This is a genomic window from Empedobacter sp. GD03865, from assembly GCF_029840775.1.
In the GTDB taxonomy this organism is placed as follows: Bacteria; Bacteroidota; Bacteroidia; order Flavobacteriales; family Weeksellaceae; genus Empedobacter; species Empedobacter falsenii_B.
The window spans coordinates 12,138-33,523 of the sequence record NZ_JAOCDF010000013.1 but is presented as its reverse complement, the minus strand read 5'-3'; the positions used below and the strand labels follow the sequence as shown (position 1 = coordinate 33,523).

Sequence of the window (21,386 nt, the reverse complement as noted above, 5' to 3'; positions counted from 1 at the left end):
GCTATTTTTGTCTCTATTCACTTATTGGAATACTTTTTGAATTTTGAATAAATATTAAAATTGATTAAAAAATAAAATAGAAAATAGATGACAGGTTATTACATTATTATTGGGTTATTTATGCTGATTAGTTGGTTTGTTAGTAACCGACTGCAAAGTAAATTTAAGTATTATTCGAAAGTACATTTAGCAAACGGAATGTCAGGAAAAGAGATTGCCGAAAAAATGCTTTCTGATAATAACATTCACGATGTTCGTGTTATATCTACTCCTGGACAATTGACGGATCATTACAATCCTGCTGATAAAACGGTAAACTTATCGGAAGTTGTTTACCACGAACGAAATGCAGCGGCGGCGGCAGTTGCAGCGCACGAGTGTGGTCACGCAGTACAACATGCGGTTGGATATAATATGTTGCAATTACGCTCGAAAATGGTTCCAATGGTAAACGTTGCATCTCGCTTAAATCAATGGATTTTGATGTTAGGATTAATCGTAATGGCTTCATCTAAAAATGCAACTTTATTGTGGATTGGTATTTTCTTATTTGCGGTAACAACAGTTTTCGCATTTGTTACTTTACCTGTAGAATATGACGCTTCCAACCGTGCGTTAGCTTGGTTAAAAGGAAACAATATGGTAATGCCAAACGAATATGAAGGCGCAAAAGATTCATTAAAATGGGCTGCAAGAACTTATGTAGTAGCGGCGATTGGTTCATTAGCGCAATTACTTTATTTTGTAATGATGGCAATGGGCGGACGACGAGATTAAAACTTAATTATTATAAAATTAAAAAATCCCTTCAAAAATTTTTGAAGGGATTTTTTATTATTTCTTATCGTATAATTTATTGTATAAATCTTGATATTTAGCCAAGACATTTTTACGTTTCAATTTTAATGTTGGCGTTAATAATCCATCATCAATTGTCCATTCATCAGGAGTTAATTCAAACTTTTTGATTTGTTCCCAATGTCCTAAACCTTTATTCATTTTTTCAATTTCACGACCTATAATATCTAAAATTGCAGGCTCTTTAATTAAATCTGCCTTCGTTGCAGGTTCAGCAATTCCTTTGATACGTAAATAATCTTTCAACACTTGAAAATTAGGTTGAATAATCGCACAAGGCATCTTCTCTCCTTCTCCAACAACCATTACTTGCTCGATAAAACGAGATTGTTTAAACTTATTTTCAATAATTTGAGGTGCAATATATTTTCCTCCAGAAGTTTTGAACATCTCTTTTTTACGATCAGTAATTTTAAGTAAACCTCTTTCAAGAACTCCAATATCACCCGTTTTGAAATAACCATCTGGTGTGAATGCTTCAGCAGTTTTTTCAGGATCTTTATAATAACCTTGTGTAACGTTAGGACCTTTGACTAAAATCTCTCCATCTTCTGCAATTTTAACCTCGATTCCTTTTAATGGAGCACCAACAGTTCCGATTCCGAAACCATCTTTCTTCATACAATTCACCGAAATTACAGGAGAAGTTTCTGTCAAACCATAACCTTCTAAAATTGGAATTCCAGCACCCCAGAAAATATGATTCAAACGTGCTGCTAAAGGTGCAGATCCCGACACCATACATACTAAATTTCCTCCAACTCCTTCTTTCCATTTACTGAAAACCAAACTTTTCGCGATAGAATGTTTCAACCCAAATAATCCACCTTTTGGATTATAAGGATCGTAATCTTCAACAAGGCTTAAAGCCCACATAAAAATTTTCGTTTTAAGACCTCCTGCAGAAGCACCTGTATTGTAAATTTTATCGTAAACCTTTTCAACTAATCGAGGCACAACCGTCATTACATGTGGTTTGACCTCTTTCATATTATCTCCTAATTTATCGATGCTTTCTGCATACCAAATTCCAATACTCAAATGTTGATACAAATAAATCAACATACGTTCGAAAACATGATTAATCGGAAGAAAACTTAACGCAATCGCATGATTTGGAAAATCTGGAATACGATCAACAGACATTAAAACATCAGAAACGATATTTTCGTGCGTTAATACAACACCTTTCGGACGACCTGTTGTTCCAGAAGTATAAATCAAAGTTGCCATATCAGAAGGTTTTATCATCTCTTTGATACTATCTACTTCATGTTGTGTTGAATTATCTTCACCCAAATCTAAAATTTCTTTATAATTAGGAACTCCAGCAATTTCATCAAAACTATAAATCCCAACCAATGTTGACACTTTATCTTTTACAGCCGCAACCGTATCGTATAAACCTTTATCAGAAACAATGATAAATTTACATTCAGCATTATTTAAGATATAATCAAAATCATCTTCCGAAAGTGTTGGATATAATGGAACGGAAATCGCGCCAACTTGCTGAATACCGATATCACAGATGTTCCATTCGGTACGATTAGTTGAAGTGACTATTGCAATTTTATCTTGTGGCTTGATTCCTAATTGTAATAATCCTCGACTAAATGCATTTGCTTTGCCAACGTATTCTTGCGTAGATGTTTTCACCCAAGTTCCGTTCACTTTAGACACCAATGCATCTTCTCGAGGATTATTTTCTAATTGATTTTGCGGAAAATCAAATAATCTTTTTATTTCCATGGTTTTGAATAATTTTCTTAGTTGCAAAATACTAATAAAAAAATTATAATGCAAGCATATAAAATTATTTTAGTGTAAATCTTACACCAATAAAAACATAGAAATTTTATTTATTTAAGACTTATTCTTCATCATCTAACAAAGACATTTCTTGATCATAAAAATCTAAAGCGTCTTCAATTAAATTAGCAATTTCAGTATTAAATTCTTCGTTATCTTCTTCTTCAGAAATATCTTCAAACCACTCGATATCGTCAGTTTCTACGTCTAATAAAAAACGAGGATAATCTGTATGTAAAATAAAGATTTTGTCTGGCATTGTAGAGTTATCAGCCAATAAAAATTTTGGTAATTCCATTTTATATGTTTTTTAATTTATCTTCTAAAATTATTTCTGTATTAGGATTTTCCCTAATCATTTTCTTCGTTTGACGATTGTAACGAATCATCAAAAACACTGCCGAAGCTGTTAATCCAGTTCCTAAACCAATCCACATTCCAAACGCACGCATTTCGAAAACAATTGCTAATACTACACCAATCGGAATTGCGATTAACCAATATGATATAAACGTTAAAATAGAAGGAATTTTAACATCGGTCATTCCTCTCAAAGCACCTAATAATACCAATTGAACGCCATCTGACATTTGGAAAAGCGAGGCAATAATTAATAATGATGCAGCTAAATTGATAACGTCTGGATTGTCTAAATAAATTGTTGGTAATTGATAACGGAAAATAATGAATAAAATTCCGCACAAAATCATAAATGATAATACCATTAAAATACAAGACCAACCTGCTTCTCGTAAGGTTTTGTAATCTTTTAAACCTAATTGATTTCCGATACGAACCGTTGCTGCAACTCCAATTCCTGTACACATCATAAAAGTTGTGGAAGCTAAATTTATCGCAATTTGATGCGCTGCTAAATTTACTTTAGCTAATTCTTGATCTGCAATAGAATTTGTAAATGTATAACCGCAAACAAAGGCTGCCAAAGAGAATGCACTCATTTCGAAGAAAGAAGTTAACGCGGTTGGAATTCCAATTCCAGCAATTTTTCTGAAAATAGCTTTCTGAAAATTACTTGCCTTAAATTGAACTTCTTGTAAAACAGATTTCGTTTTCTTAAAATTAAATAAAACAAGAATTAAGAAAATCATCATTACCAAACGCGCAACGAATGTTCCCCAAGCTGCACCAGCGACTTCTAAACGTGGGAATCCCCAGTTTCCATAAATCCAACCATAATTTAACGTAATATTAATCACGTTACTCAATACAGTTGCAATTGTAACAGGAATCGTTAATGATAAACCTTCCGATAATTGACGAAACGTTTGAAAAATCATCAACGGTATCATCGAAAATGTCATAATCGTTAGATATGGAATACATTTTTCCACTACATCAGCGGGTTGTCCCATGTAGAACATTAGCGGTTTCAGAAATGTAATCAATAAGAATAAACCGATTGATAGAGTAATATTCAAGACCAAACTATGCGAAAAATAATTTGCAGCCATTTTTTTATCACCTTTCGAATCTTCTGCTGCAATCAATGGTGACAACGCAAAACTAAATCCGAAAGCAAATACTAAAACTGCAAAAAACAATGAATTTCCTAAAGAAGCTGCTGCTAGAGCTGTTTTACCCAAAACCTCATCTTCTATATTATCATATTTTCCACCTAAACCACCAACCATAATGTTATCAATAATGTTGACAGAAATTTGCCCCATTTGAGTAATCATTACAGGAAATGCTAATTTGATATTACGCCTTAAATGCTCTTTTAATTCCAATTTATTCTCTATTTACAATTGCAAAGATACAGCAAAGGTTTTGCTTCTACATTTAGAAATTGTGATGTAATTTAAAATTAATCAATAAAAAAAGACTACTTATAAAAGTAGTCTTTAATATTTATAGGAATTTTATTCTTCTTATTTCGCAACAAATGTTGACGCAATATTCAGTTCATCCATTTGTGTTTGATCAATTGGAGCTGGCGCATCAATCATGACATCACGACCTGAATTATTTTTAGGGAATGCAATGTAATCACGAATTGTTTCTGAACCATCTAAAATTGATACAAAACGGTCAAAACCAAATGCTAAACCTCCGTGAGGTGGCGCTCCGTATTTGAAAGCGTTCATTAAGAAACCAAATTGCGCTTCTGCTTGTTCTGGCGTAAATCCTAATAATTCGAACATTCTTGCTTGAACTTCTTTATCGAAAATACGAATAGAACCTCCACCGATTTCATTACCATTTAAAACTAAATCGTAAGCATTTGCACGAACTTCACCTGGATTAGTTGCAATTAATTCCATATCCTCTGGTTTTGGAGAAGTAAATGGATGGTGCATTGCGTGATATCTTTCAGATTCTTCGTCCCATTCTAATAATGGAAAATCGATAACCCATAATGGAGCAAAAACTTCTGGATTACGTAATCCTAAACGCTCTGCAATTTCCATACGTAAAGCCGATAATTGCGCACGAACTTTGTTTGTATTACCTGACATTACCAACATCAAATCACCTGGTTTTGCGTTCATACGCTCAGCCCAAGCTGCTAAATCTTCTTGTGAATAAAATTTATCTACAGAAGATTTAAATGTTCCGTCTTCGTTGTAACGTGCCCAAACAAGTCCAGTTGCCCCAATTTGTGGACGTTGAACCCATTCAATTAATTTATCAATTTCCTTACGTGTGTAAGCATTACAACCTTCGGCAGCAATACCAACAATTAATTCTTGTTCATCAAATATTTTGAAATCTTTTCCTTTCGCTAAGTCTGTAATTTCACCGAACTCCATTCCAAAACGGATATCTGGTTTATCATTTCCATAACGACGCATTGCTTCTGCAAATGTCATTCTTGGAAATTGATCAAATTCTAAACCTTTAAAAGTATGTAATAAATGTTTTGCTAAACCTTCGAAAACATTCATGATATCTTCTTGTTCAACAAATGACATTTCACAGTCAATTTGTGTAAACTCTGGTTGACGGTCTGCACGTAAATCTTCGTCACGGAAACATTTTACAATTTGAAAATAGCGGTCTAGACCCCCTACCATTAATAATTGTTTGAATGTTTGTGGTGATTGTGGTAATGCATAAAATTCACCTGGATTCATACGAGAAGGAACCACAAAATCACGTGCACCTTCTGGTGTAGATTTGATTAAAACTGGAGTTTCAACTTCTACAAATTCTTGTGCATCTAAATATTTACGAACTTCCTGCGCAACTTTAGAGCGGAAGATTAATTTTTCTTTTACTGGATTACGACGAATATCTAAATAACGATATTTCATACGGATATCTTCTCCACCATCTGTATTATCTTCGATTGTAAATGGAGGCAATGCAGATGCGTTCAAAATTGTAATGTTCTCTGCTAAGATTTCGATATCTCCTGTTGGAATGTTTGGATTTTTTGAAGCTCTTTCGATTACAGTTCCTGTAACTTGAATTACGAACTCACGTCCTAAATGACGAGCAGTTTCAAATAATTCTCTCGAAGAACGTTCTTCATCTAAGATGATTTGTGTGATTCCGTAGCGATCACGTAAATCGATCCACATCATAAAACCTTTGTCACGTAGCGTTGATACCCAACCGCTTAACGTTACTTTTTCATTAATGTTGGCTTGTGTTAATTCACCACAAGTATGAGTTCTAAACATTTGTCGTCAAATTTATAAGACAAAGGTAGAGTTTTGAGGTGAAATAAAGAAGTTATATAACTTATTTGATCAAATAATTTTAAGAAAAAAGCGATTCAAAATTGAATCGCTTTAACTATTATGAATTTTGATTTCTCAACTTACTATGTTTATAACCGTAGGTGAAATAAATTGTCAAACCAATTGCAATCCAAATCAAGAAAATCATCCAGTTTTTCAATCCTAATTGCGCCATCATATAAAAACAACACAACATACCTGCTAACGGAATAATAGAAGTTCTTTTGAAAAATGTTCTAACTACCATAAAAACATAAATCATTAAGAATAGAATCATTGGAATTTTGTGTTTGAAAACATCCCATCCTTTTTCCATCTTCTTATCTTCGTAAACTGGTAATTTGCTCAAAGTAGATTTATATTGTTCTGGAGATAATTGTACCAAATAATCATCCAAAAATTCAATTTCAGATCCTGTTAATTCATTAATTGTGGCATAAGAATCTTTTAATTCTTTTGGCGATAACGAATTTACAAAATGTTCAATTGGCATAGGTTGCGGTTTATTCGTAAAGAAATCAATCGAATCATCTTTAAATGTTGTTGCGCATAAAAATACAATCACGGCAGTTACAATTGGCATAATGTATTTTGCATTGATAAAAGGCGTTTTAAAATTTCCTCTTTTCGCATTTGGATCGGCATCCATACGAAGTACAGCAGCACAAACTAACACAAAAGCAAACAAAGTTCCGATAGAACAAGCATCAACAACCAATTCCAAATCTGTAAATAAAATAGGAACTCCAACTACAAATCCAGTAAAAATAGTTGCAAAAGAAGGCGTTTTAAATTTTGGGTGAATGGTAGAAAATTTCTTTGGCAATAAACCATCACGAGACATTGTCATCCAAATACGAGGTTGTCCAATTTGAAAAACAATAAATACACTCGCCATCGCTACTACAGCCGAAAAAGCAATAATTCCTGCCAACCATTTTAAATCTTGAATTTTATCAAAAACATACGCCAAAGGATCTCCAACATTCAATTCAGAATAATGCACCATTCCCGTAATCACCAAAGCAATAAGTACATATAAAACAGTACAAATAATAATTGAAGCAAAAATTCCGCGAGGTAAATCACGCTTCGGATCTTTACATTCTTCCGCAGTTGTACTAATCGCATCAAACCCAATATAAGCGTAAAAAACAGAAGAAACTCCAGCCAAAACACCTCCTATTCCATTCGGTGCAAAAGGATTCCAATTATCAGGATTCACATAAAAAGCACCAACCACAATTACCAAAAGCACTACTGCTAATTTTAACACAACCATTGCGTTACTTGCTTTTCTCGATTCATTAATTCCACGATAAACCAAAGCTGTAATCAAAAAAGTAATGATTAATGCAGGAATATCCACCACCAAATTAAATCCTAAATATGGAGCATCTTTGAAAGCTAAATATTTCGGAATCTCTTGTGCATAAGGCGAATTTGCAATTCCTTCTAATGTTTTACCTTTCGCTAATTCATTCGAAACAAACTCAAAACCTTCTCTCGCAGTGAAATAATCCATTGTCATCCATTCTGGCAGATGCAATCCCATTCCGGAGAGCAAGGTGGTAAAATAATCACTCCACGAAATCGCGAGAACAATATTTCCAATCGCATATTCCATAATCAATGCCCAACCAATTACCCAAGCAAATAATTCTCCAAATGCAACATAGCTATATGTATACGCACTACCCGAAACAGGTACTAACGAAGCAAATTCTGCATAAGCAAATGCTGTGAAACCACAGGCTATTGCTGTAAAAATAAATAAGAAGATAACTGCTGGTCCACCTTCAAAACTTGCTCGACCAATAGTACTAAAAATACCAGCTCCAACAATTGCGGCGATACCAAAACCTGTTAAATCTCGAACACCTAAAGTTCTTTTCATTGTAGTCGTGTTCTTTGCAGATTCTGCTAAAATGGATTCGACAGATTTTTTTCTGAATAATTGTGACATAATTTATTTAAAAACGGGCAAATATAAAAAAGACAATCCCAAATTCGGATAGAATCCGTATAAATATTGGTTTTTTATTCAAATTTTCTTTTTTATTCTGCTTGGTTAGATTAATTTTAAATTTAATTCAAAAAATTAACATGAAACAATTTTTATTTGCAATTGCTTTAACTGCTACTTTAGTAAGTTGTGATTCTACAAAACCAATTTCTCAGGAGAAATATCAAAAGAGTCTTGTAAAATATACAGACAAAATTTCTGAAGCTGAATTAAAAAAACAGCTTTACATCATTGCTGCGCCTGATATGGAAGGTAGAAATGCTGGAACTGAAGGCGAAATAAAAGCGGGAAACTATATCTCTAATTATTACAAAGAATTAGGAATTAATGGACCAAATAATAATTATTTCCAAATTATTCCTGCTGGAACTTTTAACCGAGTAAAAGGTCAAATGAGAAATGTGATGGGATTCATCAAAGGATCAGAAAAACCAGAAGAAATTGTGGTGATTTCGGCACATTATGATCACGAAGGAATAAAAGATGGAAAATTATATGCTGGTGCTGATGATGATGGTTCTGGAACTGTTGCTGTAATGGAAATTGGTCGTATTTTCCGCGAAGCTGAGAAGAAAGGAATTCGTCCAAAACGTTCGGTTTTATTGCTACATGTTTCTGGTGAAGAAAAAGGATTATTAGGTTCTAAATATTATTCAGAACATCCAATTTTTCCTCTTGCAAACACAGTTGCAAATGTTAACATTGATATGATTGGTCGAGTAGACTACGAACATAATGAACAAACAAGAGACTTTGTTTATGTAATTGGTTCTGAAATGTTGTCTTCTGATTTACACAAAGCTGTTTTAGCAGCAAATGATGGATTAGGAATTAATTTAGATATGCGTTACAATACGCCAGATGATCCAAATCGTTTTTATTACCGTTCTGACCACTATAATTTTGCGAAACATAACATTCCGTCTGTTTTCTTCTTTAATGGTGTGCACGATGATTACCACAAACCAGGCGATACACCAGACAAAATTGAATATGATTTATTGACGCGTCGTACAAAATTAGCTTTCAATACAATTTGGATTTTAGCAAACGTCGAAAATAGACCAGTTGTAGACAAAGAATCTCCTATGCCTTCTACAAGATAAATATAAAAAGTATACATTAAAAAATCCCTTGAATTCAAGGGATTTTTTGCTTTATTTAAAATTTAAAACTTCTTTCATAAAACTATATTGTTGCAATTCCGTAACTTTGAGGAACAATAAAAAAACAAACAATGAATAACGATATTCTTAATTTGGAACCAAAAGCAATCTGGAAAAACTTTTCAGCATTGAACTCAGTTCCAAGACCTTCTAAAAAAGAAGAAAAAGTTCGTCAGTTTATCATCAAATTTGGTGAAGATTTAGGTTTACCTGTCGAAACAGATGAAGTAGGAAATGTTTTGATCAAAAAAGCAGCTTATCCAGGAATGGAAGACCGTAAAAAAGTGGTGATGCAATCACACTTGGATATGGTTTGTCAAAAAAATAACGATGTTACATTCGATTTTGAAACACAAGGAATTGAAATGTTGATTGAAGATGGAAAATTTGTTACGGCAAATGGAACAACTTTAGGTGCTGATAACGGAATTGGAGTTGCGACAATTATGTCAATTTTAGAATCGAAAGATATTCCTCATCCAGCTATTGAAGCGTTTTTCACGATTGACGAAGAAACTGGAATGACTGGTGCTTTAGGTTTGAAAGCAGGATTTTTATCTGGGAAAATTTTGTTGAATTTAGATACAGAAGAAGATGACGAATTAGACATTGGTTGCGCTGGTGGTGTTGATGTTACGGCTACAAAATCTTATACGGCAGAAGCTACTAACGGAACTGCTTTTACCTTAACATTAAAAGGTTTGAACGGTGGACACTCTGGAATGCAAATTCACGAAGGTTTAGGAAATTCGAACAAATTGATTGCTCGTTTGTTAAATGCTGCAACTGAATTTGGTTTACAAATCGCGCATATGGAAGGTGGAAGTTTACGTAACGCTATTCCTCGCGAATCTTGGGCTAAAATTGTGATTCCTACAGATAAAGTTGACGCTTTCAAAGCTTCTTACGAAACTTTACGTGCAGAAATTATTGAAGAATACGAAACGAAAGAGCCTAAAATGGTCATTACATTAGAATCAACTGATGCAACTGATGCAATGTCAGCACAAGATTCTAAAGTTTTTGTTCAAACGATTATGGCAGCTTTCAATGGTGTTTACAGAATGAGTCCAGATGTTGAAGGTTTAGTAGAAACGTCTAACAATGTGGCTCGCGTAGAAGTTATTGACGGAAATGCTCGTGTTTTATGTTTAACTCGTTCTTCTATAGAATCAGGTAAAGAAGCATTAGCACAAACATTAAAAGCTGGATTCGAATTAGGTGATTTTGAGGTTAAATTCTCAGGATCTTACCCTGGTTGGAAAGCAAATACTCATTCAGAAATTTTAGAATTGATGAAAGGAATTTATGTTTCAAAATTCGGAGAAGAACCAAAAGTTGTGGCATGTCACGCTGGTTTAGAATGTGGAATTATTGGAACAAATTATCCTGGTTTGGATATGATTTCTTTCGGTCCAAATATCTCTGGCGCTCACTCTCCTGACGAAAAAGTAGAAATTGCATCAGTTCAAAAATTCTGGGATTATTTATTAGATATTTTAAAAGATATTCCAAACGATGGTCCAGTTGATTACAGCTGTGCAAATTCAAAAAATATATAATTTAAGCTGAAAACTTAATCTAAAGACCACTTTTGCAAGTGGTCTTTTTTTTTTACATATTTTAATCTTAATTTTAGTTATTATTAATCATAATTAAATGTCATCAAATCGATATCCTCAACGCATTGTTTGCTTAACCGAAGAAGGAACTGAAATTCTGTATAACATTAATGAACAACATCGTTTAGTAGGAATTAGTGGTTTTACCTATCGTCCGCCACAAGCAAGAAAAGAAAAACCTAAAGTTTCGACTTTTTTAGATGCTAAATTTGAAGATATCATCAATTTGAAACCAGATTTAGTTGTAGGATATTCGGATTTACAAGCAGATATTGCAGCAGGATTAATTAGAAGAGGAATCAATGTGTTTATCTTTAATCACCGAACAGTTGATGAAATTTTAAATATGATTGTGCAATTTACTTCATTGATTGGTTGCCAAGATAAAGGATTAAAATTAGTTGAATCTTATGAAAAGAAACTCGAAGAAGTAAAACAACAAGCTGCTCTCCTTCCCTATCATCCAACAGTTTTTTTTGAAGAATGGGACGAACCAATTATTTCGGGAAGCGCTTGGGTAAATGATTTGATAGAAATTGCTGGAGGAAAATTAGCTTTTCCAGAACTCAAAAATAAAGCTTTGGCTAAAGATCGTATTTTGTTGGCTGAACAAGTGATTGAACGTAACCCTGAAATTATTATTGGTTCTTGGTGTGGTAAAATGTTCAAACCAGAAAAAGTAAAACAACGTATTGGTTTCGAAAATGTAAAAGCAGTTCAACAAAATCATTTATACGAAATAAAATCTGAATTGATTTTACAACCTGGTCCTGCTGCTTTAACCGATGGTTTGGATAAAATTGTGGAGATTATTACAAATTATAAATAAATATATGGATCCGGATTTTTTAATTTTGTATACTAAAGTAATTTTAGTCCTTCACTTCGTATTCGATATTTTATTATTAATTATTTCTATTGTTGCTCACGGAAAAAAAATAAGTTTTAGTAATTATCTAATTTTCATAACAATTTCTATATTACTATTATCAATAATAAGATTATCTATAAAAGAATATCTTGGTGTTTCAATTTATGAACTAAATATAGTAACAAATATTCTCGAAAAACTTTTATACATAGCATTCGGAATTATATTAATAATTGGAATTTCTAAATTAAAAATCAATAAAGAAGAAGAATAAAAATCCCGCTGAAAGCGGGATTTAATTTATTGTATAATATTGACTTCTCTAACCAATGTTACGCCATATTTGGCTTTCACATCTTCTATAATTCGTTCAGACAAATCATATATTTCGCGTCCTGTTGCATTTCCATAATTCACCAAGACCAAAGCTTGTTTGTCGTGAACTCCCGCATCTCCAAAACGTTTTCCTTTCCAACCTGCGTGTTCTATTAACCAACCAGCAGCTAATTTTACACCTAAATCAGTTTTGAAATGAGAAATTTCTGGATGAAGTTTTTCAATCTCAGCAAATTCTTCATTCGAAATCACAGGGTTTTTAAAGAAACTTCCCGAATTCCCTATTTGCGAAGGATCTGGTAATTTACTTTGACGAATTTTGATCACAGCTGCACTAATTTCTTGAATCGTTGGATCAAAAATTTGCTCCTTTTCCAATTCAGATTTTATTGCACCATATTCCACATGAAGTTTATGATTTTTCTTTGTCAGTTTAAACGTAACTGCCACCAAGACATATTGACCTCTCAATTCATTTTTAAAAACAGATTCGCGATAACCAAACTGACATTCTTCATTTGTAAAAGTACGTTCATCACCCGTTTCCAGAACTAATGTCTGAACTTCTTCGATATAATCTTTTACCTCTACGCCATACGCACCAATATTTTGCATCGGTGCAGTACCAACATTTCCAGGAATCAACGAAAGATTTTCTAATCCTCCGAAATCATTTTGCAACGTCCATTCAACAAAATTATGCCAATTCTCGCTTCCTTGCGCTTTTACATACACAAAATCATCATCTTCATTGATAATTTCGATTCCTTTCAAATTCAGTTTTAACACAATTCCAGGGAAATCGTCTACAAAAAGCATATTACTTCCTCCTCCTATAAATAAAATAGGTAAATCTTTTTGACGACGAAAAACCAAAACTTTTCGCAAATTTTGAATAGTTGCAACATCAGCAAAATATTTTGCTTTCGCTTCTATTCCAAATGTGTTATATAATTTTAATGAATAATTTTCGATGATTTCCATCTTCGTATTTTTCTTATGATCTAATTGTTCCTGGATATTGTTCTAAAGCTTCTTTCAAGATTTCGACAGAACGAACCAAATCTTCTTCTTTCAAAACATAAGCCAAACGAACTTCTTGAATTCCTGAATTTGGAGTTGAATAAAATCCTGCTCCTGGTGCCAACATTACTGTTTCTCCATTTGATGAGAAAGATTCTAATAACCAGATTGCAAATTTTTCTGCACTATCTACAGGTAATTGAATCATACAATAAAATGCTCCTTTTGGATTTGGACAAACAACACCTGGAATTTGTTGTAAACCTTTTACCAAAGTGTTGCGACGTTTTAAATATTCTGTACGACAATCTTCAAAATAAGTTCCTACGTTTCTGTGTGCTAATGTTGCAATGTACTGAGAAATTTCAACTGGACTTAAACGCGCTTGAGCATATAACATCGCAGCTTTTAAGAATTTCTCGTTACGTGTAATCAAAGCTCCAGAACGTGCTCCACATAAAGAAAAACGTTTCGATTCAGAATCAATTACAATTGCATTATCTTTCAGTTCTGGGAAACTTAAAACAGATGTAAATTCTTCTTCTGTATATAAATATTCTGCATAAACTTCATCCGCAATTAAATATATATCATGCTCTAAAACCAAATCTTTTAATTGATTTAATTCTTCTTTCGAATATACATAACCTGTTGGATTCCCTGGATTACAAATTAAAATCGCACGTGTTTTATCTGTAATTTTTTTTGCAAACTCCTCAACAGATGGTAAAGCAAAATTATTTTCGATTGTAGATGGAACTGGAACAATATTTACATCGTTTTCACATGTAAATCCATTATAATTTGCATAAAAAGGTTCTGGAATAATAATTTCATCTCCTGGATTTGCAATAATTCCGAAAATAAATAATAAAGCTTCCGAACCTCCTAATGTTGCAATAAAATTTTCTGGCGTTAATTCAATTCCGCGATTTGTAAAATAATCTGCCAAAGCCTGACGATATTCCAACGTTCCTTCTGAGTGCGTATAAGAAATAATGTTTGAAGGAAAATTTTTCAATCCTTCTAAAACAGCTTTTGGCGACTCAATATCGGGCTGTCCAATATTTAAGTGATAAACTTTCGTTCCTCTTTTTTTCGCTGCATCTGCGTATGGCACCAACTTTCTGATTGGAGAAGCTGGCATATTTTGTGATTTTTCAGATAATATTAACATTTATTGTAATTTTTAAAATTTGATTTGAATTCTTTGGTATTGTTTTTGTAATTTTAAAGTGTAAATATAAAAAACGTTTAATCTCAAAAAAAACTTTATTATGAGTAAATTAAATAATGCAACTAAATTATTAGCAGGTTTAGCAATTGGAACAGCAATCGGAGCAGTAGTAGGTTTATTATATGCACCAGAATCAGGGAAAGACACTCGCAAAAAATTAAAAAAAGAAGCTGACAAATACAAAAAAGAGTTAGACAAATACGCGAATGATTTTTCTGATAAAGCGAAAAAAACAAAAAAAGAATTAGAAGCTAAATTAGACGAAGTAAAATCAAAATTAGCAGAACAAAAAGACGAGTTTGTAGCAAAAGCGAAAGAAGCTGGAAAAGATTTAAAATCTAAAGCAAACCAAACAAAAGAAGATTTAAAAGACGAATTTCAAGAAAACGTAGGAGTTTAATTTCTTCGAAATACAACATTCCTTAAAATTTATAATTAACTTTGTCTGAAATAAATCAATTTTATGTTTAATGAACTAAAAGTTTATATTAATAATAGAATAACTTTAGCTAAATACGATCTCGTAGATTCGCTGAGTAATATGTTGGCGAGCGGTATTTATGTATTAATTATTGCCGTATTTTCTTTGTTTCTATTATTATTAGGAAGTTTAGCATTAGGATTTATTTTGGGAGGTTATTTTAATGATACAGGATTAGGTTTTCTTGCTGTAACTGGAATTTATTTCTTAATGATGGTTTTTTCTATTCTATTTAGAAAGAAATTAAAACTTTTCTTGACAAATATTGCCGTAGAAAACGCGATGGAAGCTATGTCTAACCAGGAAGATGACGAAGACGACGATGAAGAATAAAGAACAAATGTCTGCGATAAAAAATTTAGACGATTTGCGAATGGCAAAACGTAAACTAAAATTACAAATGAAAGTTGCTGAAAATAAACATGAAAATTCATTTGTAAATAAAGCAGTTAATCTTGTAACAAACTTAAAATCCGATACAAGTTTTACTTCTTCTAAAGTTGAAAGTGCATTAAATTGGGCTGGAGATAAAGCTTCAAAAAAATATCCAATGAAGGGAATTACAAAAATTTTAATTTCTGGATTGATTATGATAGCGGTTCCAATTATTACGAATAAAATTCAGGAATATATAGAAGAAAAATTATAAAATTATTTGATATTAAAAAACCACTTCGTTTGAAGTGGTTTTTTTGTGTGTTAATTTTAAGCTCGACTAATATTTTTCGTGAAAATATTCGTTTGGTATAATCGTTTTATTCTTTTTATCAACAGCTTCTTGGTTACGCAATTCCACTCGACGTATTTTTCCTGAAATTGTTTTTGGTAAACTCTCCACAAACTGCACAATACGTGGAATTTTGTAACGTGCTAAATGCTCTTCTGTATATCTAAAAATATCTTTTGCTAATTCTTCCGAAGCTTCATTTCCAGGTGCTAAAATAACAAAAGCTTTTACAGCATTACTTCTCAAATCATGCGGACTTGCCACAACAGCAGCTTCCATAATGGCATCATGCTCTAACAAAGCACTTTCTACTTCAAATGGTCCTACACGGAAATCAGACGCTTTTATCACATCATCATCACGCCCAACAAACCAAACATAACCATCTTCGTCTTTATAAGCTTTGTCTCCTGTATAATATAATCCATGCTTGAAAACTTTCGCCATTTTATCTTTCTGAATCAAATAAGTTTTGAAAATTCCATTGATGGTTTCTTCATTATGCACAACACAAATATTTCCTTCTTCGCAATCTTGTACAATATTTCCATCATCATCAGCAATCACAATATCGTATAAAAACGCAGGTTTTCCCATCGATCCATATTTAATCTTCTCATTTGGCAAATTCGCAATCATCGCAGTTGATTCTGATTGTCCATAACCATCACGAATCGTAATTCCTGTACCTTCTTTCCAGACATCTATAATTTCTGGATTAAGCGGTTCACCAGCTGCAACACATTGACGAAGTTTGAAATCATAACTTTTCAAATCTTCTAAAATCAATACACGCAGAGCTGTTGGTGGTGCGCAAAAAGTTGTTACACCCAAATCTTGAATGGTTTGTAATTGTTCTTTCGGAACAAATTTATCTGAATGATAACCCAAAATTGTCGCACCCATATTCCATGGAGCAAAAAAACTACTCCAAAAGAATTTCGCCCAACCTGGTTGAGAAATATTATAATGTAAATCACCTTTTTTCATTCCAACCCAAGAAGAAGTCGTGAAACCTCCAAGCGGATAAGTGTAATGCGTATGCACCACAACTTTCGGCATTCCTGTCGTTCCTGAAGTAAAAAAGTAGAATAAATCATCGTCTGGTTTTGTATCTGCAGCCTCAGCTTGAATAGATTCTTTCCATAACTCATTGATATTTATCCAACCTTCTCACTCGCCTTCTGTGATTAATTTTACCTTAATCTTTTTATCAAATTTTGCTTCTGCTTCATCTATTTTCGATGCATTTGCTTGATCTGCTAAAGCAACTTCTGGAAAAGAAGACTCGAATCTAAACGTTAAATCCCTTGCTTCTAAAGTTGTTGCGGCTGGAATAATAATTAATCCACCTTTGATAGAAGCCAAATAACCAATCCAAGTAATCGGTAATAATGGAACTTGAGAAAACATTTTGTCTCCTTGTACAATTCCTTTGTTTCTTAAATAGTTTAAAAATTGATTGTATTTATCAGCTAAATTCTGAAAAGTATAATCTTCTCGTTCTTCATTATACTTCCAAATTAAACCTTTTTGAGTTCCTAATTGAGCAACATTATAAGGCTCAAAAATATCCTTCACCCAATTGAATTTCTCTGGTTTGAAAATTTTAATCTGTTTTAATTGCGTATAATTCTCTTCTTCGATGGATAATCGAATAGAGCTAAACAATTCTTGTACTGTCATTTATTTGTGGTTTTGAATAAATATAGAAAAATTATTTATTCAAACAGAAGTTTTATGAATAAAAAAGGATGATTTTATAAAATCATCCTTTTTGTTATTTTTTATTGAGAATATATTAATCTCTACCTCTTCTTGAGTTTCCTGTTCTATTACGGTCTCCTCCACGGTAACCACCACGATCTCCACCTCTAGAATCACGGTCACGATCACCTCCACGGAATCCACCTCTGTCTCCTCCGCGATCACGATCTCCACCACGATAACCTCCACTTCTTTCACGGTCATTATCACGACGGCTATTGAAACCACGTCCGCGAGAATCTCCTCTGTCATTACGACGACGATCTCCACCACGACGCTCACCATCACCACGTCTAGGTTCTGGTTTAGAGATTTGAACATCTAAGTCTACTCCATCACGTTGTGCATCTTTGAAAGATTCTAACACTAATGATTCGAATTGTGTATCAACTTCGAAGAAAGAAAAATTACGTAAAATTTCAATTTTTCCGATTTCGATGTTACGATTACGAGTTTGCTCGTTAATTAAACCAATTAAGTTTGGAACACGTAAATTGTGTTTTTGACCAATATTAATAAAGAAACGAGAGAAATCACGTCCACCACGACGGTTAGAAGAACGATCTCCTCTATCACCACGATCTCCTTCAGAAGAAATATCTTTCGTGTTTTTGTAATATTCTAAGAAAGAATTGAACTCAACTGTCATGAAACGTTTTAATAAATCGTCACGATCTAAGTTCGCCAATTTTTCATTTACAGTTTCCATGTAAGGCTCGATTAATTCTTCATCAACTTCGATATTTTCGATTTTATCGATTAAAGAAATTAAACGTTTTTCACAGATTTCTGCTCCAGTTGGTACATTTTTAGGCTCGATTTTAGAAGCAATTAATTTTTCTAAATCTCTAATTTTACGCGCTTCACGTCCTCCTGAAATAATGATAGAAATTCCTTTGTTACCCGCACGTCCTGTACGTCCTGAACGGTGTACATAAACTTCTGGATCATCTGGTAAATTGAAGTTGATTACGTGAGTCAACTCATTTACGTCAATACCACGAGCAGCAACGTCTGTTGCGACAAGGATTTGAATATTTTGGTTACGGAATTTCTCCATCACGTGATCACGTTGTGATTGTGATAAATCTCCATGTAATGCGTCTGCATTGTAACCATCTTGCATCAATTTATCTGCTACGTCTTTCGCTTCGCGACGAGTTCTACAGAAAACGATACCATAAATATTTGGGTAATAATCGGCCAAACGTTTTAAAGCTAAGTAACGATCAGAAGAACGTACTAAGTAAACGTGATGCTCGATATTTTTTGATGCAGTATTTACTTTACTTACAGCAATCTCAACTGGATTGTGCATATATTCTGAAGCGATACGACGAACCTCTGAAGGCATTGTAGCTGAGAATAATAAAGTTTGTTTTTCTTCTGGAGTTGTTTCTAAGATAGAATCGATTTCGTCACGGAATCCCATGTTCAACATCTCATCTGCCTCATCTAAAACTGTCCATGTGATATCATTAATTTTTAATGCACCACGTTTAATTAAGTCCATTGTACGACCTGGTGTTCCTACAACGATTTGTGGATTATCTTTTAATCCTCTAATTTGTTTAACGATGTCAGCACCACCGTAAACTGCCTGTACACGTACTCCACGCATATCAGCAGAAAAAGATTCTAATTCTTTTGCAATTTGTAAACATAATTCACGAGTAGGACACAAAATAATTGCTTGTACTGATTTTGAATTGCTGTCTAATTGATTTAAAACTGGAAGCCCGAATGCTGCAGTTTTTCCTGTACCTGTTTGCGCCAATGCAATAACATCTTGATCTGATGAAAGGATTTGAGGAATAGCTTTTTCTTGGATTGGAGATGGGTTAACGAAGCCCATTTTCTCAATTGCAGTTAGGATTTCTTCTTGAAGTCCTAATTCTTTGAATGTAATCATGTTAGATACGATACCGAGATAATGAAATTCATTTATATTTCATATCACGGTTTTATTTTAAATTATTTAACCAACAGATATGAAAGAATAAAATTAAATGGCTGAGCAGCCTAAAAAATCCCTAAATGAATATTCTTTAACATCCGTACCTTAACTCTAAAAGGCTGTGCAAATGTAAGGATTATTTTTGAAATACACAACACACATTCATAATCCTTACAATTAATACACATAATATTATTTTATTGATAATGAATAAATTACTAACAATCTGCAATATTTACAGCAACTGCCAAACCTCCTTCAGAAGTTTCTTTGTATTTATTATTCATATCTTTTGCAGTTTCCCACATCGTATTCACAACTTTATCTAACGGAACTTTCGCATTCAATGGATCTGTATCCAATGCTAATTCTGCTGCATTTATCGCTTTAATCGCTCCCATTGTGTTACGTTCGATACAAGGAATTTGTACCAAACCACCAATCGGGTCGCATGTTAAACCTAAATGATGTTCCATTGCAATTTCGGCAGCCATTGTTACTTGCGCAGGAGTTCCTCCCATTAATTCGCATAATGCAGCTGCAGCCATCGCCGAAGATACACCGATCTCAGCTTGACAACCTCCCATTGCCGCAGAAATAGTTGCTCCTTTCTTAAAAATAGAACCAATAACTCCTGCTGTTGTTAAGAATTGTTCAATCTCTTTTTGACCAGCTTTATGATTTTCGATCACCAAATAATACATCAAAACTGCTGGAATAACTCCTGCACTTCCATTTGTTGGCGCTGTTACAACTCTACCTAACGAAGCATTTACTTCATTAACAGCAAGAGCAAAACAACTCACCCATTTCAAGATTTGACGAAAATATACTTTGGTTTTTCGGATTGATGCAATCCATTCTTGTGAATTAGAATAAGGTGTTGCTCCAACCAAATTTTTGTGCATATCGTAAGCACGACGTTTCACGTTCAATCCGCCTGGTAAAATACCTTCTGTATGACAACCAATGTACATACACTCTAACATAGTATTCCAAACACGCATTAATTCGTGGTGAATTTCATCTTCAGTTCGAATTGTTTTTTCATTCTCGAACATAATTTCAGAAATCGATTTATTTTCTTTCGAACAAAATTCTAATAATTCTGTTGATGTATTAAATAAATATGGAAAAGCACAAGTGACATCTGTATTGGTAGCACTATCATCCTCTTTTGTAATAAATCCTCCCCCTATCGAATAAAACGTAGAAGATAATTCTTCGTTCTCATAGAAAGCTGTAAACATCATTCCATTAGCGTGAAAAGATAAAAACTCACGATTGAAAACGATATCAGTTTCGGGATTAAAATCAATTAAAAATTTATTTCCAAAATTTAATTGTTTATTTGTATTGATTGTATTAATAATATTCGAAATATCATCAACAGGAATATATTCAGGATCAGCACCGCTTAACCCTAACATTACTGCATAATCAGTTGCATGTCCTTTACCCGTAAGCGATAAAGAGCCGTACAAATCTACACGAACTTTTGTAATTTTATTAAAGATAGATGCAGCATCCAATTCTTTCAGAAAAGCTTCTGCAGCGCGCCAAGGACCTAAAGTATGCGAACTTGAAGGACCAACGCCAATTTTGAGCATATCAAATACTGAAATACAATCCATTTTGTACTTTTAATTTATATTTTTTCCACACAAGACAAATATAGCCGTTAAATTCTCATATTCACTTTATTTAAGCAGTTTTTTTATCAACTTAAACAATTAACATGCTTAAAATATTCATATTGAATGATATTAACACAAATAATTCAGCATCAAAAA

Annotated in this window: 18 protein-coding genes and 1 pseudogene; 8 read left to right on the top strand and 11 right to left on the bottom strand. The window is 33.2% G+C overall.

Features of this window, described 5'->3' with window-relative positions; translation table 11 throughout:
* Positions 1 to 87 precede the first annotated feature (87 nt).
* Positions 88 to 777 (top strand): zinc metallopeptidase, encoded by a 690-nt coding sequence (locus N5D46_RS06845; RefSeq protein WP_115001061.1) that lies wholly within the window; start codon positions 88 to 90, stop codon positions 775 to 777.
* A 57-nt stretch (positions 778 to 834) separates the two neighbouring features.
* Here N5D46_RS06845 and N5D46_RS06840 read toward each other — a convergent pair whose 3' ends face one another.
* The 5 genes from N5D46_RS06840 to N5D46_RS06820 form a co-directional block, all read right to left on the bottom strand.
* Positions 835 to 2,610 carry a long-chain fatty acid--CoA ligase gene (locus tag N5D46_RS06840; protein ID WP_115001063.1) on the bottom strand — a complete coding sequence of 592 codons (1,776 nt, stop codon included), beginning with the start codon at positions 2,608 to 2,610 and terminating at the stop codon, positions 835 to 837.
* Positions 2,611 to 2,731: 121 nt separating this feature from the next.
* Entirely contained in the window at positions 2,732 to 2,968 is a 237-nt protein-coding gene (locus N5D46_RS06835; protein ID WP_038336082.1) for a hypothetical protein, read from the bottom strand.
* Position 2,969: 1 nt separating this feature from the next.
* A complete protein-coding gene (locus N5D46_RS06830) occupies positions 2,970 to 4,421 on the bottom strand; it encodes an MATE family efflux transporter (RefSeq protein ID WP_280049542.1) in 1,452 nt (483 codons plus the stop codon).
* Positions 4,422 to 4,562: 141 nt separating this feature from the next.
* Positions 4,563 to 6,320: an aspartate--tRNA ligase gene (aspS, locus tag N5D46_RS06825; protein WP_115000015.1), complete on the bottom strand. Its 1,758-nt coding sequence runs from the start codon at positions 6,318 to 6,320 to the stop codon at positions 4,563 to 4,565.
* Positions 6,321 to 6,438: 118 nt separating this feature from the next.
* The gene (locus tag N5D46_RS06820) at positions 6,439 to 8,346 is read right to left on the bottom strand and encodes an amino acid permease (RefSeq protein WP_280049541.1); all 1,908 of its coding nucleotides are present in this window, start codon (positions 8,344 to 8,346) and stop codon (positions 6,439 to 6,441) included.
* Between the two features lie 140 nt (positions 8,347 to 8,486).
* On the opposite strand from N5D46_RS06820, the gene N5D46_RS06815 reads away from it, so the two are divergent.
* The 4 genes from N5D46_RS06815 (at position 8,487) to N5D46_RS06800 (ending at position 12,339) form a co-directional block, all read left to right on the top strand.
* Positions 8,487 to 9,512: a M28 family peptidase gene (locus tag N5D46_RS06815; RefSeq protein WP_280049540.1), complete on the top strand. Its 1,026-nt coding sequence runs from the start codon at positions 8,487 to 8,489 to the stop codon at positions 9,510 to 9,512.
* Between the two features lie 131 nt (positions 9,513 to 9,643).
* A complete protein-coding gene (locus N5D46_RS06810; protein ID WP_038336337.1) occupies positions 9,644 to 11,134 on the top strand; it encodes an aminoacyl-histidine dipeptidase in 1,491 nt (496 codons plus the stop codon).
* A 97-nt stretch (positions 11,135 to 11,231) separates the two neighbouring features.
* The gene (locus N5D46_RS06805; protein ID WP_219034207.1) at positions 11,232 to 12,023 is read left to right on the top strand and encodes a cobalamin-binding protein; all 792 of its coding nucleotides are present in this window, start codon (positions 11,232 to 11,234) and stop codon (positions 12,021 to 12,023) included.
* Between the two features lie 4 nt (positions 12,024 to 12,027).
* The gene (locus tag N5D46_RS06800; protein ID WP_219034206.1) at positions 12,028 to 12,339 is read left to right on the top strand and encodes a hypothetical protein; all 312 of its coding nucleotides are present in this window, start codon (positions 12,028 to 12,030) and stop codon (positions 12,337 to 12,339) included.
* Positions 12,340 to 12,365: 26 nt separating this feature from the next.
* Here the strand turns inward: N5D46_RS06800 and murB are convergent, their stop codons facing one another.
* Both murB and N5D46_RS06790 read right to left on the bottom strand, forming a co-directional pair.
* Positions 12,366 to 13,385, bottom strand: a complete 1,020-nt coding sequence (gene murB, locus N5D46_RS06795; RefSeq protein ID WP_280049539.1) for a UDP-N-acetylmuramate dehydrogenase — start codon at positions 13,383 to 13,385, stop codon at positions 12,366 to 12,368.
* A 13-nt stretch (positions 13,386 to 13,398) separates the two neighbouring features.
* Positions 13,399 to 14,601 carry a pyridoxal phosphate-dependent aminotransferase gene (locus N5D46_RS06790; RefSeq protein WP_280036080.1) on the bottom strand — a complete coding sequence of 401 codons (1,203 nt, stop codon included), beginning with the start codon at positions 14,599 to 14,601 and terminating at the stop codon, positions 13,399 to 13,401.
* A gap of 100 nt (positions 14,602 to 14,701) precedes the next feature.
* On the opposite strand from N5D46_RS06790, the gene N5D46_RS06785 reads away from it, so the two are divergent.
* The 3 genes from N5D46_RS06785 to N5D46_RS06775 all read left to right on the top strand — a co-directional run bounded on the left by N5D46_RS06785 (position 14,702) and on the right by N5D46_RS06775 (position 15,791).
* Complete coding sequence (locus tag N5D46_RS06785) at positions 14,702 to 15,061, top strand: YtxH domain-containing protein (RefSeq protein ID WP_125350224.1); 360 nt, start codon at positions 14,702 to 14,704, stop codon at positions 15,059 to 15,061.
* A gap of 63 nt (positions 15,062 to 15,124) precedes the next feature.
* The gene (locus N5D46_RS06780) at positions 15,125 to 15,475 is read left to right on the top strand and encodes a phage holin family protein (protein ID WP_219034203.1); all 351 of its coding nucleotides are present in this window, start codon (positions 15,125 to 15,127) and stop codon (positions 15,473 to 15,475) included.
* Positions 15,465 to 15,791, top strand: a complete 327-nt coding sequence (locus N5D46_RS06775; RefSeq protein ID WP_115000004.1) for a hypothetical protein — start codon at positions 15,465 to 15,467, stop codon at positions 15,789 to 15,791. Before N5D46_RS06780 ends, N5D46_RS06775 begins: the two co-directional genes overlap by 11 nt.
* Before the next feature lie 66 nt (positions 15,792 to 15,857).
* Here N5D46_RS06775 and N5D46_RS06770 read toward each other — a convergent pair whose 3' ends face one another.
* From N5D46_RS06770 to N5D46_RS06755, 4 genes and pseudogenes are all read right to left on the bottom strand, one after another.
* On the bottom strand, positions 15,858 to 16,316 hold the full coding sequence (locus tag N5D46_RS06770) for a hypothetical protein (protein ID WP_347881019.1): 459 nt from the start codon (positions 16,314 to 16,316) through the stop codon (positions 15,858 to 15,860).
* A gap of 63 nt (positions 16,317 to 16,379) precedes the next feature.
* Positions 16,380 to 17,555, bottom strand: a pseudogene (locus N5D46_RS06765) (AMP-binding protein); the annotation flags it as partial.
* A gap of 115 nt (positions 17,556 to 17,670) precedes the next feature.
* The gene (locus N5D46_RS06760; RefSeq protein WP_125350223.1) at positions 17,671 to 19,548 is read right to left on the bottom strand and encodes a DEAD/DEAH box helicase; all 1,878 of its coding nucleotides are present in this window, start codon (positions 19,546 to 19,548) and stop codon (positions 17,671 to 17,673) included.
* Between the two features lie 263 nt (positions 19,549 to 19,811).
* Positions 19,812 to 21,227 (bottom strand): L-serine ammonia-lyase, encoded by a 1,416-nt coding sequence (locus N5D46_RS06755; RefSeq protein ID WP_280049538.1) that lies wholly within the window; start codon positions 21,225 to 21,227, stop codon positions 19,812 to 19,814.
* Positions 21,228 to 21,386: the final 159 nt, after the last annotated feature.

Excerpts from the sequence above, each read along its gene's own strand:
- N5D46_RS06815 (WP_280049540.1), top strand. The coding sequence starts at position 8,487 with ATGAAACAATTTTTATTTGCAATTGCTTTAACTGCTACTTTAGTAAGT.
- N5D46_RS06780 (WP_219034203.1), top strand. The coding sequence starts at position 15,125 with ATGTTTAATGAACTAAAAGTTTATATTAATAATAGAATAACTTTAGCT.
- N5D46_RS06760 (WP_125350223.1), bottom strand. The coding sequence starts at position 19,548 with ATGATTACATTCAAAGAATTAGGACTTCAAGAAGAAATCCTAACTGCA.
- murB (WP_280049539.1), bottom strand. The coding sequence starts at position 13,385 with ATGGAAATCATCGAAAATTATTCATTAAAATTATATAACACATTTGGA.
- N5D46_RS06820 (WP_280049541.1), bottom strand. The coding sequence starts at position 8,346 with ATGTCACAATTATTCAGAAAAAAATCTGTCGAATCCATTTTAGCAGAA.
- N5D46_RS06800 (WP_219034206.1), top strand. The coding sequence starts at position 12,028 with ATGGATCCGGATTTTTTAATTTTGTATACTAAAGTAATTTTAGTCCTT.
- N5D46_RS06845 (WP_115001061.1), top strand. The coding sequence starts at position 88 with ATGACAGGTTATTACATTATTATTGGGTTATTTATGCTGATTAGTTGG.
- N5D46_RS06775 (WP_115000004.1), top strand. The coding sequence starts at position 15,465 with ATGAAGAATAAAGAACAAATGTCTGCGATAAAAAATTTAGACGATTTG.
- aspS (WP_115000015.1), bottom strand. The coding sequence starts at position 6,320 with ATGTTTAGAACTCATACTTGTGGTGAATTAACACAAGCCAACATTAAT.
- N5D46_RS06835 (WP_038336082.1), bottom strand. The coding sequence starts at position 2,968 with ATGGAATTACCAAAATTTTTATTGGCTGATAACTCTACAATGCCAGAC.
- N5D46_RS06840 (WP_115001063.1), bottom strand. The coding sequence starts at position 2,610 with ATGGAAATAAAAAGATTATTTGATTTTCCGCAAAATCAATTAGAAAAT.
- N5D46_RS06805 (WP_219034207.1), top strand. The coding sequence starts at position 11,232 with ATGTCATCAAATCGATATCCTCAACGCATTGTTTGCTTAACCGAAGAA.
- N5D46_RS06755 (WP_280049538.1), bottom strand. The coding sequence starts at position 21,227 with ATGGATTGTATTTCAGTATTTGATATGCTCAAAATTGGCGTTGGTCCT.
- N5D46_RS06810 (WP_038336337.1), top strand. The coding sequence starts at position 9,644 with ATGAATAACGATATTCTTAATTTGGAACCAAAAGCAATCTGGAAAAAC.
- N5D46_RS06790 (WP_280036080.1), bottom strand. The coding sequence starts at position 14,601 with ATGTTAATATTATCTGAAAAATCACAAAATATGCCAGCTTCTCCAATC.
- N5D46_RS06785 (WP_125350224.1), top strand. The coding sequence starts at position 14,702 with ATGAGTAAATTAAATAATGCAACTAAATTATTAGCAGGTTTAGCAATT.
- N5D46_RS06770 (WP_347881019.1), bottom strand. The coding sequence starts at position 16,316 with ATGGCGAAAGTTTTCAAGCATGGATTATATTATACAGGAGACAAAGCT.